Source organism: Neolewinella lacunae (assembly GCF_014349155.1).
In the GTDB taxonomy this organism is placed as follows: Bacteria; Bacteroidota; Bacteroidia; order Chitinophagales; family Saprospiraceae; genus Neolewinella; species Neolewinella lacunae.
On the sequence record NZ_JACSIT010000153.1, the window covers coordinates 249,483 to 264,750 of the forward strand.

The 15,268-nt window shown below is 59.1% G+C and carries 10 protein-coding genes; 7 read left to right on the forward strand and 3 right to left on the reverse strand.

Annotation, left to right across the window (positions count from 1 at the left end; all coding sequences use genetic code 11):
• Nucleotides 1-289 precede the first annotated feature (289 nt).
• Both H9S92_RS21020 and H9S92_RS21025 read left to right on the forward strand, forming a co-directional pair.
• Nucleotides 290-2,209, forward strand: coding sequence for a hypothetical protein (locus H9S92_RS21020; protein WP_187468670.1), 1,920 nt, complete (start codon nt 290-292; stop codon nt 2,207-2,209).
• Between the two features lie 28 nt (nt 2,210-2,237).
• The gene (locus tag H9S92_RS21025) at nt 2,238-3,992 is read left to right on the forward strand and encodes a glycosyl hydrolase family 18 protein (RefSeq protein WP_187468671.1); all 1,755 of its coding nucleotides are present in this window, start codon (nt 2,238-2,240) and stop codon (nt 3,990-3,992) included.
• Nucleotides 3,993-3,999: 7 nt separating this feature from the next.
• Here the strand turns inward: H9S92_RS21025 and H9S92_RS21030 are convergent, their stop codons facing one another.
• Together H9S92_RS21030 and H9S92_RS21035 are read right to left on the reverse strand one after the other, a co-directional pair.
• On the reverse strand, nt 4,000-5,841 hold the full coding sequence (locus tag H9S92_RS21030) for a M1 family metallopeptidase (protein ID WP_187468672.1): 1,842 nt from the start codon (nt 5,839-5,841) through the stop codon (nt 4,000-4,002).
• Between the two features lie 231 nt (nt 5,842-6,072).
• Nucleotides 6,073-7,143 carry an ABC transporter substrate-binding protein gene (locus H9S92_RS21035; RefSeq protein WP_187468673.1) on the reverse strand — a complete coding sequence of 357 codons (1,071 nt, stop codon included), beginning with the start codon at nt 7,141-7,143 and terminating at the stop codon, nt 6,073-6,075.
• A gap of 120 nt (nt 7,144-7,263) precedes the next feature.
• Here H9S92_RS21035 and H9S92_RS21040 point away from each other — a divergent pair, with 120 nt between their 5' ends.
• The 5 genes from H9S92_RS21040 to H9S92_RS21060 all read left to right on the forward strand — a co-directional run bounded on the left by H9S92_RS21040 (nt 7,264) and on the right by H9S92_RS21060 (nt 13,338).
• On the forward strand, nt 7,264-7,848 hold the full coding sequence (locus H9S92_RS21040; protein ID WP_187468674.1) for a DUF6580 family putative transport protein: 585 nt from the start codon (nt 7,264-7,266) through the stop codon (nt 7,846-7,848).
• 33 nt (nt 7,849-7,881) lie between these two features.
• The gene (locus H9S92_RS21045; RefSeq protein WP_187468675.1) at nt 7,882-8,664 is read left to right on the forward strand and encodes a DUF481 domain-containing protein; all 783 of its coding nucleotides are present in this window, start codon (nt 7,882-7,884) and stop codon (nt 8,662-8,664) included.
• 117 nt (nt 8,665-8,781) lie between these two features.
• Complete coding sequence (locus H9S92_RS21050) at nt 8,782-9,192, forward strand: RNA-binding S4 domain-containing protein (RefSeq protein ID WP_187468676.1); 411 nt, start codon at nt 8,782-8,784, stop codon at nt 9,190-9,192.
• 541 nt (nt 9,193-9,733) lie between these two features.
• Nucleotides 9,734-10,774 (forward strand): NAD(P)H-dependent glycerol-3-phosphate dehydrogenase, encoded by a 1,041-nt coding sequence (locus H9S92_RS21055; RefSeq protein WP_187468677.1) that lies wholly within the window; start codon nt 9,734-9,736, stop codon nt 10,772-10,774.
• Between the two features lie 83 nt (nt 10,775-10,857).
• Nucleotides 10,858-13,338 carry a YfhO family protein gene (locus H9S92_RS21060; RefSeq protein ID WP_187468678.1) on the forward strand — a complete coding sequence of 827 codons (2,481 nt, stop codon included), beginning with the start codon at nt 10,858-10,860 and terminating at the stop codon, nt 13,336-13,338.
• A gap of 201 nt (nt 13,339-13,539) precedes the next feature.
• On the opposite strand, the gene H9S92_RS21065 is transcribed toward H9S92_RS21060, so the two are convergent.
• Nucleotides 13,540-15,180, reverse strand: a complete 1,641-nt coding sequence (locus tag H9S92_RS21065) for an IS1182 family transposase (RefSeq protein WP_187464761.1) — start codon at nt 15,178-15,180, stop codon at nt 13,540-13,542.
• Nucleotides 15,181-15,268: the final 88 nt, after the last annotated feature.

The window sequence follows — 15,268 nt, forward strand, 5'->3', positions numbered from 1 at the left end:
AGGAACAAGGACGGTAGAACAGCCGGCGCATGCACCCAAATCGTGGCGCTGGCGTCATTTTAGGTACGTAAAGTGATGAAAATAAATGAAATACCGCAGAATTGCGGCGTTAAACAGGTATTTACCCCTACCATTTTTCGGACAAATGCGCCTTATCATGTGGTCGAATTGAAAAGGGAAGCCCCGGAGCGGGCCAGGACCAGGGTTACGCTCCTTCTTCCCTTGCTCTTCAAAGCTTTTCCCTGGCACCTGCGTCCGCGCCCCGGTGCCCCTCAAAACGCCTTGCGCAATGACCTGCCGTCAGTCCATCCGCTTTCTCCCTTTGCTTTTGTTGCTGGCCTGCTTCAGTGCCTGCTCCGCCCGATTGGCAAAAAGGGCGCAGGAGGCGGCTGGACCCATTCACCTGGCGCTGCGTCCGGCCACTGGCGGCCCGGAGTACTACCTGCCGGGCGCTGAAGTCCCTTTGCTGCTGGAAGCCACCAATACCTCCGCAGCGCCCAGCGACAGTTTGCGCCTGCGCATCCAACTGCCTGCGGGGTTGCGCCTGGCCGACCCTGCCTGGCACGGCGCCGGCACAATGGCCCAACGCACGCTGCCCCCATTGGGTGCTGGCAACAAAGTGCAATGGCCCTTGACTACCCGCCTGGCCACCGACGCCACGGGGCCGCTGGCAGTCGTCACTGCTGGCCTGGATCCCGGTCAAAAAGCACTTGCCCGCCTCTCCATTCCCGTCGGGAGAGTGCTGGAAAACACCCTCGATACTTGCCGCGTGCTGCACGATACGCTGGGCAACCGGGTAAACACCTACCTCACTACCCGGCGTTTGCTGCGCACGGTACTGCCGGGCCCCTTGGCGCTGGGCCCGCTTGGCCCCGTTCGGGTAAGTCCCCGGAATTGCGCCGCTTTTGCGCTGAACGCCCCGGTAAAAAAGCACCGGGCCAAAGACCGCTGCAGCTGCCTGCACTTTTCCTTTGCGTCGGGGCAGCCGACTTACCCCACCCGTTTCCAGGCTGGCGAAAAGCCCCTGCAAACCTGTGCCACCACCACCAGCGCTGGTGCGAAGGGAGATACCCTACGCATCGCCGTAAGAACCCTGGATGGGCAGCCCTTGCGCCGGATGTTGCTGACCGACGGCAGTGGAAAAGTGCTGCAAGCGGCCTACGCGGCGGCGGCTTTAGACTTCTGTACCGTTCTGGATGCTGACACTGCTACCTGGCGACTTTACCTGCAAGCTGATCGCCGCTTTTACTTGTTGCCCCGCAAGCAGTACGTCTTGGTGGACGTGACGCGGCACCCAGCGGCGGTGGAAATTCTGCAGGACGCAGGCCCCGCCCCTGCGCCAGAGGGCTCCACTACCCTGCTGGCCAGCACACCGCCCGATACGGTGGGCGGCCGCCGCTCCTGGTGGGAAACGAGTGCACTGCGCACGGCAGAACAGACCATTTTCCTAAGGGTGCGGGCGCAGCAGAGCCTGGCCGCAGGTGCCCAGGTACTGCGGGATACCCTGGGCCGGGATTCCTGCGCCGGGCAGTTTGCCGTTCGTCAGTTGGGCAGTGCGCGTGCGGTACAAACGTGGATCGCAACGGATACCCTGCTTTTTCAAGCGACGCAAGCCGAAGCCGAAGTGGTGGGCCTGCGCAACCTCAGCGGGTTGCGCAGTGGCAGCGTTGAGGTCAACATCCCCCTCCGCCTGGACCTTTCCGACCCGCCCGCACGGGATTCGCTCGTAGCCATCGCCTACTGGATTGGCAGCGGCGAGGTGGCCCTGGGGGCATACGCCGCATTGCTGGAAAGCGTGCCACCGGCCTGGAGCCAGCCGGGCGTAAGCGCCCCGCTAGCGGCATACGGCGGAGGATATCCGGTGGTTTTGCCCGGCCTGACGCCCGGCGAGGCGGAATACCAGCGCAGTTACGTGCAGTACGATTTCACCACCAGTGCCGGACGACAAAACCTGGTGGCCGGACGGTCTTACCCCCGGCTCATCCGCCGCAACCCCGACCGGCCCAACTACGGCGTGGTGACCGGCACGGCACTCCAGCAACTGGCCGGTACCGTGGTCTTCGATCCGGCCCTCGGCAAGCGGGTCTTGCGCTTTCACTTCGCCTTCGCCAACCGCCACCCCGTCAATACCTACCGCCTGCAACTAAAAATAGTGGCCTGGTACCAGGTGCGTACGCCAGCGACCGTCTGGCAACCCATCACCCCCTAAGCTGCCACCAAAGCAAAAACCGTAAGCTATGACCGTGCGCTACTGCCTTTTCCTGCTCTGTTGTTCCCTTTGGCTTAGCCTGCCCGCACAGGAAGCTGCGGAAAAGCCCGGATACCTGGAGCGCTTCCTGGCCATCTTCCAGCGGCCCGCAATGGTGGCAACGGATACCTTTCCAGCGCCACCTAAAGCCGAAGCTGATCTCAAAGAGCGCTACGCCTTGATCTATAACCTGATCCACCGTGAAGAACAAGCGTACTATCAGGCCCTGGCGGACTCCAGCGCCACTTTTCTGAACAGTATTCAGAACCTCGACCGCGCCAAGTACATCAGCCCCGACGGGGATACGGTCGTACTGGCCAAGAACGTCCGGGTCTTCGGCTGGCACCCCCATTGGATGGGGGAAGCGTACCGGACCTACAATTTCAAGCTGCTCAGCCACGTCAGTCTTTTCTCCTACAACATCAACACTGGGCCAGGATTGCCCTACGACAACCCCGAGGTTATTGCCGGCTGGGAAGCCAAAGACTTCGAGCTGGTGAAGCTGGCCCAGGCCGATGATTGCAAGGTGATGCTGACAATCACCAACTTCGGCATCCGCAAGAACCAGATTTTTTTGAGCGACCCCGTCCGGCAGGAACGAATGATCGAAGATGTGGTGGCCTTGCTCGTGCGGCTGGGCGCGGATGGTATCGACGTGGATTTTGAGTTGATCCCCGACGGCTACGAGCGTCAATTTTCGGCGTTCATTCGGCGGCTGCGGACCCGGCTGGCGGCCGGGCAACAACGCTACCAGCTCAGCGTGGTCTTGCCCAAAGTCAACCAGGGGCCGGGAGGTGGCAGCCGCATTTACAACATCGATACGCTGAGCAACTACGTCGACTTTTTCACCCTGACGGCCTACGACTTTACAACTGGAGGCTACGCGCCCGGCCCGATTGCGCCGCTCTACAACCCCGACGGAAAACGGCGGCGCTACGGGAGCATTGAAGACGTGGTATTTAATTACCTGGAAGCGGGGCTGCCCCGGGAAAAATTGCTGCTGGGCCTGCCGTACTACGGCGGCAAGTGGTCCTCGCTGACGTCGAGCACGGGCCTGCCGGATACCACCCTGTTTGAGCACCTCACTTTCGGAGAAATCCAGCAGCTTACCAAACGGCTCGGTCCGCCGGAATACACCCAAAATACCTGGGCAGCCCGCTACCAATACCAGAGCTTTCCCACGATTCCGGGCTACGACGTGGCCAACGAAACGTTGTGGTTTGACGACCGCAAGACGCTGGAGGTGAAGTACGACTGGGTCCTCCAGCAGGGTCTGGGCGGCATCGGCATCTGGGCAATGGGCTACGACCTGCCTGAGAAGGAACTTTGGAGCCTGATCGACGAAAAGTTTGCGCCCAGCAACGATACCCTCGTACACTACCAGACCGCCCAGAGCACCTTCTACCTGCCCGCCGCAATCCTGCGCTACCGTGACCCCATCGGCATTACGGGCCTCTTCGTTTTTCTGTTCCTGGCCGTGGGGTTCGTCTGGGCGCTTTTCGACTGGCGGGTACGCGACGTTTTTTTCCAGCACCAGACGCTGCGGGGGCTCTACATCACGGCGGCATTTTCCCTGATCACGGCCACCTTTGCCTTTTTCCTTTTCCTCAATCCCTCCCTGCTGAGCGAGTTTGGGGCAGGAAGCCTCGCCCTGCTGGCGCTGGTGGTGGGCATGGTACTGGGGCCGTGGTTGACCCGGGTCATTACGCGCTGGTTCAACGGGATGCGCAAGACGCTTCCCTAGCGGGGTCCTACGGCATCCACTGGTTGTTCTCCACACTGTCTTCAAACATCCGCCCGGTGGGGTTGATGGTGACGGAGGCAATCTTATCGAGGGCCAGATCGGTGCGGAAGGTGTACTCGGGGTTGGTCCAGGGCCAGTCTTCCAGGATCGTCCAGTTGCTGGCGTAGGCGGGTTGGGCCTTGGTGGCGCGCAGGATGCGGGGGGCGGCGTAGAACCAGCGCTCGGAACCGTCTTTGAGCTTGACCAGCACTTCGACGGGCATGGGCATGCGGCCAACTTTCTCCAGGACAATCGTGGTCTGGTTGCCGCTGCCTTCCACCATTTTGACGCCGTAATCGGCGTAGTGGGTGGTGTTGACCCAGTATTCTTTGTACCAGTCGAGTTCCATCCCCGAACACTTCTCGGCGATGCGGATGAAGTCGTTGGGGTTGGGGTGCTTGAATTTCCAGTCGTGGAAGTAACGGAGCATGGTCTTGGCAAAGGCCTCTTCGCCGATGACGTAGCGGAGTTGTTCCAGGAAAACCGCGCCATTGGTATAGGCGGCCACGCCGTAGGCCGCGTTGGTGGCGAAGTGGTCGGCGTGAACGCTCAGGGGTTCGGCCAGACCGCTGGCGCGGAAATTGCGCAGGCCCAGGTAGGTCCGCTCGTGGGGGTTCTCGACCATCGTGCCGGGGATGAGGCCTTTGCCGCGCAGGTGGTTCATCACTTCGCTGCTGGCCCAGCTGGTGAAGCCTTCATCCATCCAGGCGTAGAGGCTTTCGTTGGTGCCCAGCATCATCTGGTACCAGCTGTGCATCAGCTCGTGGACGGAGACGCCGACGAGGCTGACAAAACTCCGTTCCCCCGTGATGAGGGTGCCCATGGGGTATTCCATGCCGCCGTCGCCGCCCTGTACAAAGCTGTACTGTTCGTAAGGGTAATGGCCGTAGTGTTCGTTGATGTAGGCGAAGGCCTCGTCCATCACCTTCGGCAGGTTTTCCCAGTTTTCGGTGGTCTTTTCTCCGGGCTGGAAGAAGAAATTCATCGTCATGCCATCAGCGCGCTGGAGGCTGGTGTGGCGGTAGTCGGGGTCGGCGGCCCACATGAAGTCGCCCACGTTGGGGGCCTTGAAGTGGTAGGTCAGTTTTTTGTCGCGCTTGCGGGGTTCGGGGGCGTAGCCGTAGCCGACCTCGCTGGCGTTCTGGAGGTAGCCCGTGCCGCCCACAACGTAGTCGCTGTCGATGGTGATTTTGACGTCAAAGTCGCCCCAGATGCTGTAAAATTCCCGGCCCACGTAGGGGTTGGCGTGCCAGCCCTGGTAGTCGTATTCGGCCATTTTAGGGTACCACTGGGCCATGCTGTACTCGATGCCTTCGGCGTTGTCGCGGCCGGAGCGGCGGATTTGCAGGGGGACCTGCGCGTCCCACTCCATGCGGAAGGTGGTGCTCGCGCCGGGCAGGATGGGTTTGGCCAGTTCGACTTCCAGGATGGTGCCCACCGTGGCGTACTCCAGCGGGGTGCCGTCCTGGCTGAGCTTGCTCACTTTGATGTAGCCGATTTCGTCTTCTTGCAGGGCTTTAATGCGTTCCCCGACGCGGGAGTCGGCATCGGGCAGCGTGAGGTTGCGCACGTCCATCATGCTCCCGGGCTGGAAAGCGTTGAAATAGAGGTGGTAGAACACCCGGTCGATCGTATCCGGCGAATTATTGAAGTACTTCAGGGTTTGCTCCCCGGTGTACTGGTTCTTTTTTACGTCAAAATCGATCTCCATGGCGTATTCCGCGCGCTGCTGCCAGCGGTCGGGTTGGCTGCAGAGGCTCAGGGAAGACAGGCAAAGACTGAAGACAGCCAGAAAAAAGCGAGTAGGCATGGTTAGGGGCTTGAATTTTCAGGGGATAAAGGTAAAGATTGCTTTGTGGTACGTCAACGCAGGGCGCGGTCCCGGAAGAGTTCGGGATGCAAAGTACTACAAAGTGGCAAAGTTCGGGGAAACACCCCCTCAATCCCCTGCCCGCACTATGAACCATGAACCATGAACTATGAACTATGAACTATGAACTATGAACTATGAACTATGAACTATGAACTATGAACTAAAAAATCACTGCTCCGCCTGAGCATTAACCAGCGCCCATCCGATAGGGATGTTCTGTTCCAGGCTCTCGGCGGAGAGTTTGTAGCCCAGGCGGTCGGGGAAACCGTAGAGGTATTCATTGGCTTCGGCGAAGGCGTGGGTGGGGAACTCAAACCAGGCGTTGGAGAGTTGTTCCTGCACCTCCTTGGAGAACATGTAGTTGATGAAGCTCGCGGCCATGTTCCGGTTCGGGGCGTTGGCCGGCATGGTGATGCACGTCATGTTGATGAAGTTCATGTTCGTGGCCTGGGTGTGGGGGAAGCGCACGCGCCAGGCACCGCCCGCTTCGTAGTGCTTTGGGTCGCCGTTGAGGAACCAACGGGCCACGGCGCCCATGCTGACGAGGGCCATATCCAGTTCGCCGGCCAGCATGCGGTCGAGTTGGTCGTAGTCCGAGCCCTGCAAGCCCCCGGCGGCCAGGCGGTAGATGGAGTTGGTCCACAGCGCCGCCGCGTCGGGGTTGAGGTTGGCGTGGAGGGCACCGATCACCGCCGCCAGTCCGGAGCTATCGGGGTGGGCCACGCCGAGGCGAATCCCGCGCAGGGGTACTTCCGCCAGGCCGCGGTAAGTACCGGCCTCTTCGGAGGTCACCGCGTTGGGGTTGTAGACGGCCACCATCGTCCACTGCGTCAGGCCGGCGTAATAGCCGTCGCGGTCCAGGTAGTTGTCCCCCACGTCCCCGTTGGTGAAGGCATCGACGAAGAAAGGTTGCAGCATATTGAAGCCCTTCATGCGTACGGCGTCTTCCAGGGTGGGGAGGATCAGTACGTCGGCTTGCAACGAACGGCCGGCCTGCGCGTCGGCCACGATTTCCCGCATCGGGCGCACCTTCACCTCTACTTTGGTGCGGAAGCGCTGTTCGAATTCCTTGACCAGGGCGGCGTCCTGGGCCAGGTAGCGCCAGGTGAGGAGCTTGAGCCCGACGGGAATGTCATTATTCGCCGGAGAGGTGGACGCTGCGGCGTCTTTGCCCTGGTCTCCGCAGCCCAGCAGGGCCAGAACCAGCAGAAAACAGCAGAGTCGAAAAGCAAGTCGCATACCAGAATCATTTGAGTGGGCAAAGGTAAGTGCTCGGCCCGACTTTGGTCCATGCCAAAGCCATGCCCTATCTTTGCCCACCCGGGGTACCTGCTTCGCCCCGTTGAACCCAACTTTGCCATGTCTGCCCCAACCCCGCCACTGAAAAACGTCCTTGCCCTGATCGGCCTCCTGTTCCTGGCCGCCCTGAGCCGCCTGCTGCCGCACCCGCCCAATTTCGTGCCCGTGGGGGCAATGGCGCTCTTCGGTGCGGCCGTGCTGCCGCAGCGTTGGCTGGCGGTGGTGCTGCCCCTGCTGGCTTTCTACCTGAGCGATGTGGTGTTGAACAACACGGTTTACGCCGCCTATTTTTCCGGTTTTTACTGGGGCGTCGACCTTTGGGTCTACGGCGGCGTGGCGCTGATGGTGGTCTTGGGCCTGGGCCTGCTGCGGCAGCGCTCGTTTTCCTGGCTCCGCATCGGTGGCGCGGCCGTGGCGGCTACGCTGGTGTTTTTCCTGGTGACCAACTTTGGCGTCTGGGCCGCCGGTGGCATGTACCCCAAAAGCGGGGCTGGACTGTTGCTAGCCTACGCGGCGGGCCTGCCCTTTTTGTTGAATTCCCTGCTGGCCAACCTGCTTTTCAGCGGGGCGATGTTTGGGGTGGCGCGCTACTTCGGCTGGCTGGAGCAAGACCGGGTGCGGGCCACGGCTTCGCTGCGGGCCTAAGCCTTTCCCGGTTTTGTCTTTATCTTTCTCCCTATGCTTTATTCTTGGCGAAGGGGCTGGGCCTGGTTCCTCCCCCTGCTCTTTATTGGTTTGCATGGCACCTGCGTCCGCGCCCAGATTGTCAACATTGAAGACAAGCGCAAGGCCCTCGACAGCATTGGTTGGTTCGGGCAGGTGGACCTGAGCGGCAGCCTGACCAAAAACCAGACGCTGGTGACGACCCTGCGTGGCGGCCTGCGCCTCGACCGGCTGGGCCGCAAGGGAAATGTGCTGGTCCTGGGCGACTACGAGCTGGTGCAAGTCAGCGGCAGCAACGCCCTCAACGCCGGCTTTATCCACCTACGCTACGGCTACGAACTGAAGGACAAATGGCGGCTGGAGACCTTCACCCAGGTGCAGTACAACGAGCAGCTGCGCCTCACGCTGCGCTTTCTCGCCGGTACCGGCATCCGCCGACGGCTCTACAAAAACAATGGGCAACGCGCCTACCTCGGCGTCCTGTACATGTACGAATACGACGAGCTGGCGCGCAGCGAAATCACCTACCGCGACCACCGGATGAGCAGCTACCTCACCCTCGGCTTTACGCCTTTCGCCAACGTCCGCCTCGCCAATACGACTTATTACCAACCCCGGCTGCCCGATTTTTCCTTCCCGCGCGTATCCACCATCACCACCGTCGAAGTGGGGCTCACGGTGCGTCTGCGCTTCACCAGCCAGTATTCCCTGACCTACGACGCCCGCGTTTCGCAGGACCTGCCCGACGTGCCCAACACCACCTACACCTGGGTAAATGGCCTGCGCTGGGTGTTTTGAGGGGGCGGTTTTGGAGGTGGGCGCGCACGCAGGATGCGGGGGAAGTCTCCCCGGGGGAAGAGCAAGGAATGGACACGGGCGGTGAAACTTTCCCGCCACCGAAAACTTTTATTGAGCATGGACAAAGTGCGTATCGACAAGTGGCTGTGGGCCGTCCGGATCTTCAAAAGCCGGACCCTGGCGGGCGAGGTGGTGCGGCAGGGCAAAGTGCGCCTGGCCGACAAAATCGTCAAACCCAGCGCCAACGTGGCCGTGGGCGACACCGTGACGGTAACGAAAAATGGCTTCCACCTTCAGTTTGAAGTGCTCAAGCTGATCGATAAACGCGTCGGTGCCCCTATCGCCGCCACCTGCTACGCCGATCGCACGCCGCCCGAAGAACTCACCAAGTACCAGGACTGGTTTGTGGGCAAAGCCCAGGGCGAGTTTCGCGAGCGGGGGGCCGGCCGGCCTACCAAGCGCGACCGCCGGGAGATTGATACCTTTAAGGATGAGGACTTCAGCTTCGAATTTGAGGACGAGGATTGAGGGAGGGCCTGCTGCGCAGTCCTCTTTTGAACCACTAAGTACACGAAGAGGGACTAAGTTTGGGCCTGCTGCGCAGTCCTTATTAAACCACTAAGTACACGAAGAGGGGCTAAGTTCAAATCACTATGTTCACTGAGTTTACTTAGATGAACAGTCTCCCAAACTCCAAGAGCATGAAATACTGCGAAGCAAAACTCCATGCTTCAACTCCAAGCAACTCAATGGGCTAGAAAGCGCGAAGCAGTCGCCGTACAACGGCTCCACCATTTGAACCACTAAGTTCACTGAGTACACTAAGCCTGTCTTGCACAGCACTTAGTCCCTCTTCGTGTTCTTAGTGGTTCAAAAAAAAAGAGCGAAGCTTTATCTTAGTGTACTTAGTGAACTTAGTGGCTCAAAAAAAAAGAGCGAAGCGCTATCTTAGTTTTCTTAGTGAACTTAGTGGTTCAAAAAAAGAGCGAAGCTCTTTACCCACCCTTCAAACCAGGCTTCAAAAGAAAATTGCCTTACCTTGGCCCACTGAAACTGCCCCAAGCTCAACATGCCCCAAATGGAACCCGTCGGGATAATCGGTGCCGGCTCTTTCGGCACGGCCATGGCGAACCTGCTGGCCCTGAACACCGACGTGTTGATGTACAGCCGCAATGCCGACCTGGTGCAGGAACTGAGTACCGACCGCTTCCACTTCGGGGTGGAATTGCACCCCCGCGTACAAGTTGTCAATGATTTTGCCGAGGTGGCCAAGACGTGCCAGTTGATTTTTCCCATTGTTCCGTCGGACAATTTCCGGAGCATGATGCAGTCCATCAGCGCGCATTTGCAGCCCAGCCACTTATTGATCCACGGTACGAAGGGCTTTGACATTACGGGCATCAACCTGGAAGACATCCCGAAAAACGGCCTGAACCGCCGGCAGGTCCACACCATGACGGACGTGATCCGGGCGGAGAGCGTAGTGGTGCGCGTCGGGGCCCTTACGGGTCCGAACCTGGCCCGGGAGTTGCTGGACGGGCAACCCTCCGCTTCGGTCATTGCCAGCAAATTCGACGAAGTGATCAAGCGCTGCCACGCGGTGCTTAGCTCGCAGCAGCTGCACGTTTTCCACACCCACGACTTGCTGGGGGCGGAGCTGGCCGGCGTCCTGAAAAACGTCATCGCCCTCGGCTCGGGCATCCTCAAGGGCTACGGTTTGGGTAAAAACATTCAGTCCATGCTCATCACGCGGGGCTTGCACGAAATGATCCACTTCGGGCGGGCGCTGGGTAGCGATGCGCGGGCCTTTCTCGGTACGGCCGGCATCGGCGACCTCATCGCAACGGCCACTTCGCAAAAGAGCCGCAACTACATGTTCGGCTACCGCATCGGCAGCGGGGAAAACCTGAGCGAGGTCCGGGCCACCAGCCAGGAGCTGGCCGAGGGCGTACGCACCCTGATGATTACGCGCCACCTGGCAAAAAGTATGCGCCTGCGCGCGCCCATTACCGAGATGCTCTACCGCATCGTTTTTGAGGACTTTCCGGTTAAGGAAGCCATGGACTACCTGATTACCTACCCCTACGAAGTTGACGTAGACTTTCTGTAGGCGCTGGCGGCGGCCGCTGAATGCCTATTTTTGCGCTGCGCCCTTCCGCCACCTGCATTGCCAAAACGCACCAAGTTAAACGCATGAATTTCAAGCCACTCCTCCCCCACCTCATCGCCGTTGCCGCCTTTTTCCTGGTGGTGGTGGTTATGTTCAGTCCGCAATTCCAGGGAAAAACCCTGCAGATGGGAGACATCCGCAACTACACGGGTGCCGCCAAAGAATCCCTGGATTACGCGGCGGCCACGGGGGAACGGGCCAACTGGACGGGCAGCAGCTTCGGGGGCATGCCTACTTTCCAGATTAGTTCAGTACAGGATGGCAACCAGTTGGTTTACGTGGAGAAGCCCTTGCAGGGTTTCCTGCCCCGGCCAGCTGGCTACTTTTTTGCGGGTATGCTGGCTTGTTATTTGCTGCTGATCCTGCTGGGCGTCAGTCCGTGGCTGAGCATTGCCGGGGCCGTGGGAGCGGCCATTTCGACCAACAACCTCGTCTTGTTTGAGGCGGGCCACATGACCAAACTGCTGGTGGTGCTTTACTTACCCTTGGTGGCGGCGGGCATTCTGGTAGCTTTCCGGCGGCAGTACTTGCTGGGGGGCTTGCTCTTTGCCCTGGGCATGGGCCTGGTCATCAAGGCCAACCACCACCAGATGATCTACTATTTTGGCCTGACGCTGCCCTTCTTCGGGGCCGCGCGGCTGTGGGAAGACTACCGGGCGGGGAATCTGCTCCACTTCGGCAAAGCCACCGGCGTGCTGGTACTGGGCCTCCTGCTGGCCGTCGGCGCGGGTGCCAGCAACCTGATGACGACCCTGGAGTACGCCCCATCGACGATGCGCGGCGGGCAGGTGCTCGAAACCCCGCTCGATGCTTCCGGCGGGGAGGCCGCTCCGCAAACCGGTTTGGAGTGGGAGTACGCTATGCAGTGGAGCAACGGCTTCAAAGACATTCTGGCCAGCTACGCCCCCCTCGCTGCTGGCGGAGGCAGCGGGGAAGAAATTGCGAACGACACCGCCCTTGGCCAGGCCATGCGACGGGCCGGGTTCAACATCCCCAAAACTTTTGCTGCACCGCTCTACCACGGCGCCCTGCCCTTCACGGAAGGACCGATTTACCTCGGGGCAGTGATCTGGGCGCTGTTTATCTTTGGTCTTTTCGCCGCCCGCCGGTCCATGGCCATCTGGCTTGGACTGGGGACGCTGTTGATTTTTCTGCTCAGTGCGGGCAAAAACCTGGAGGGGCTTAACCGCTTCCTCTACGATACCCTGCCGCAGCTCAACAAATTCCGGGCTCCCAGCTCGGCGCTCAGCGTATGTACTTTCCTGATGCTGCTGCTCGGCGTCCTCGGCATCCATAACTGGCTGAAGACCCGGGCGGATGAGCCCGCAAAAGCACGGCAACAACTGCTGTACGCCGGCATTGCGGCGGCCGTCGGTGGCGCGCTCGTCGCGGTGGTCCTGCCGGGTTTCCTCAGCTTTTCTGCGGCCACCGATGCGGGTACGCTCCAGCGCTTCACCGGGGGGCAGATTGATGTCAGCCCCCTCCTGAATGCCCTGGAAGATACCCGCGCGGCCCTGTACCGGGCGGACGCCTGGCGGAGCTTCCTCTTCGTCGGCCTCACCTTCGGGGCGCTTTTCGCCCTCTTCCGCGGCTGGCTCAGCCCCCTGACCGCCAGCCTCGCCGTAGCCGTTTTGTTGGTGGCCGACTTCGGCGGCGTCAACGGCCGCTACGTGGCTAAAGACGACTGGACCAAGCAAACGCGCGCCAGCCAGCCCTTCAGCCCCAGTCCCGCCGACCAGCAAATCCTCCAGGACCCTGACCCGCACTACCGCGTGATGAACCTTACGGTATCTACCTTTCAGGACCCTTCCACCAGCTACTTCCACAAGAGCATCGGTGGCTACTCCGCCGTAAAAATGCGCCGCTACCAAGACCTCATCGATGGCTACCTGGCGGAGCGGGATCTGGACGTGCTCAACATGCTCAACACCAGGTACTTCATCGTGCCCGGGCAAGACGGTACCCCGCAGGCCCAGCAAAACCCGGCGGCTTTCGGCCCCGCCTGGCTGGTGAGCAACATCCAGATGGTCAATTCCAACGACGCTGAATTTGCCGCTCTCGGTACCGTTGAGGACCTGAAAAATACCGCGATCGTCCACCAGGACTTCAGCGCGGCCGTCGCCGGTCTCCAACCCAGCGGGCAAGGGACGATCAGCCTGACGAAGTACAGCCCACAAGAACTGGACTATCGCTTCCAATCCGACCAGGAGCAACTCGTCGTTTTTTCCGAAATCTGGTACGGCCCCGACCTCGGTTGGGAAGCCACCATCGATGGGCAGCCCGCCGACTTGATCCGGACGAACTACCTTCTGCGCGGCCTGCGGGTGCCGGCCGGACAGCACGAAATCAAAATGGTCTTCCGCCCCGCCTCCTACTTCACCGGCACCACCATCTCCCTGCTCTCCAGCTTGCTCATCATCCTCGGCATTGCCGCCTACGCTGCCTACGCCTACCTGAACAAAGACAAAGTTCACAATACCGCTACCCCCACCGAGGCGATGTAGTTGGGCGCGGCCGCAGGTGCTCCCCCCCAAGGGGCCGTCTAAAAAGTCAGCCCCAAAGCTGTGGGGTGCGCCACGGTGGCTGTGCTGGTTGCGTTCTGACACATTTAAGAAAAAATATGTGTTCCTTTTTTGGGCCTCCCCACATGCTGGGTGGGCCTTCAGGGAGTTAAAAATGCCGTCTAGACGGATTTTTGGGCCGTTTTAGGTCATTTGGGCCCTTTGTACGACCGGAGTAAGCAGACTACGCCCTTGCTCAATCGATAATTTATGTAATCGACGAAGATTTGTGGCTATCGAAAGGAGGCCCATCTCAATGTTAACCCCCGTAAGTCCCTTTAGTGTAAACCGACGTCTTCCCAGATTGGCCTTCAAGTTGCCAAAGAAGCCCTCGACTTCTGCGTTACGGCGCAGGCACTTTGCTCTACCCTCTTTCGTGCTCAGACGAGCTCGGGCTTGCTGGCGATAGCTTTGACCTTTGTGGCTAATGGTTACCACTCGGTTGCCGTCTTGTTTATGACACATCCCGCGCAAGGGGCAGCCTATGCAATTGACGGCTTTGTACTTACTTGTTTCACGGATATACCCACTTGCTGTTTTCTCCTCTCCCTCTCCACAATACGTCATATGCTGACCCATGGGGCATATCAGCACATTTTGCTCTTCGTTATAGTATAACTGGCTTGGCGCAAATGGCGCTTTAAGTACTCCTTGCTCTTCCTTGTAATAGCCCGGGTATTTGAGGTAGGCTTCTATCTCCTTGCCCTCACAATAGCGATAGGCCTCTTCGTTGCCATACCCCGCATCGGCTGTAATGGCCTTGGGCAAGTTCAATCCGATTTGGCTTAAGATCGATTCGGTGTCTTCAAGATGAGGAATGAGGCAGGCCGCATCAGAAGGCGTCTGGTGCATTGTCCAGTTTACAACAAAGTGGTTTTCCGTTCCCACTTGAGCATTGTAGCCGGGTTTTAGCTCCCCGTTGCCCAAGTGGTCGTCTTTGGGCCTCATGAACGTAGCACCATGATCCGTTTTAGAGTAAGACGACCGATCTCCCAGTAATTCTTGCTGGCGCTCATATTCCTGGAGTTTGGGCAAGGACTTGCTCTCCAGGTTTTTCAGTTTTGTCTTTGCCTTTTTGACCTCTTTGGCTTCCTCCTTGGTGCTGGGGGACTGACTTTCTAAGGCTTTGTTGAGTCGATCAATCGTTTCTTGGACTGCTGCACTGTCGCTGAGTTTGTCCCCTTGATCATCCCCATCGGCAGCTTGCTCATCCTCTTTATCCGCTTTTTCACATAAAGCGTCAATCTGAGAAACGATCATCCCTATCTGGTCTAGCACCGACTTCTTGTAACGCTCAACGTTTGACTTCCAAACGAAGGTGTACCGGCCAGCTACTGACTCCAGTATAGTGCCATCTAAAAAGTAATCATCCAGCTTGACATAGCCTTGTTCATGTAAAGTCAACAAAACGTGGGCAAACACTTCCTTTACCCGGCCACCCATGCGGTGCTTGCGAAAGTTATTGATCGTATTGTGATCGGGAGTGGACATCCCACTTAGCCACATGTAGCACACGTTCTCATAGCAAGCCTTCTCAATCGAACGAGATGAGTACACCCGATCAGAATAGGCATAAACCAACACCTTAAGCAGCATCCGAGGAGAGTACGCGCTACTGCCACCTCCTAAATAGGTGCTTAGGATCGAATCAATGTTCATCCCATCTATAATCTGGCTGATCAGCCGCGCCTTATGATGAGGCGGTACCATGTCGGCAAGATGTGGAGGGAATAGCAAGCCTTGGTTCTGGAGGTCAGGCTTGAAAACTGCTCTTTTTGTGCTCATCGGCTACGGGGATGGGAACAGCCTCAAAATACTACTTTTTCGTATTTTGTACCAGAATGCCCCCCTAGTAGACTTTTTAGACGGCCCC

Excerpts from the sequence above, each read along its gene's own strand:
- H9S92_RS21020 (WP_187468670.1), top strand. The coding sequence starts at position 290 with ATGACCTGCCGTCAGTCCATCCGCTTTCTCCCTTTGCTTTTGTTGCTG.
- H9S92_RS21025 (WP_187468671.1), top strand. The coding sequence starts at position 2,238 with ATGACCGTGCGCTACTGCCTTTTCCTGCTCTGTTGTTCCCTTTGGCTT.
- H9S92_RS21030 (WP_187468672.1), bottom strand. The coding sequence starts at position 5,841 with ATGCCTACTCGCTTTTTTCTGGCTGTCTTCAGTCTTTGCCTGTCTTCC.
- H9S92_RS21035 (WP_187468673.1), bottom strand. The coding sequence starts at position 7,143 with ATGCGACTTGCTTTTCGACTCTGCTGTTTTCTGCTGGTTCTGGCCCTG.
- H9S92_RS21040 (WP_187468674.1), top strand. The coding sequence starts at position 7,264 with ATGTCTGCCCCAACCCCGCCACTGAAAAACGTCCTTGCCCTGATCGGC.
- H9S92_RS21045 (WP_187468675.1), top strand. The coding sequence starts at position 7,882 with ATGCTTTATTCTTGGCGAAGGGGCTGGGCCTGGTTCCTCCCCCTGCTC.
- H9S92_RS21050 (WP_187468676.1), top strand. The coding sequence starts at position 8,782 with ATGGACAAAGTGCGTATCGACAAGTGGCTGTGGGCCGTCCGGATCTTC.
- H9S92_RS21055 (WP_187468677.1), top strand. The coding sequence starts at position 9,734 with ATGCCCCAAATGGAACCCGTCGGGATAATCGGTGCCGGCTCTTTCGGC.
- H9S92_RS21060 (WP_187468678.1), top strand. The coding sequence starts at position 10,858 with ATGAATTTCAAGCCACTCCTCCCCCACCTCATCGCCGTTGCCGCCTTT.
- H9S92_RS21065 (WP_187464761.1), bottom strand. The coding sequence starts at position 15,180 with ATGAGCACAAAAAGAGCAGTTTTCAAGCCTGACCTCCAGAACCAAGGC.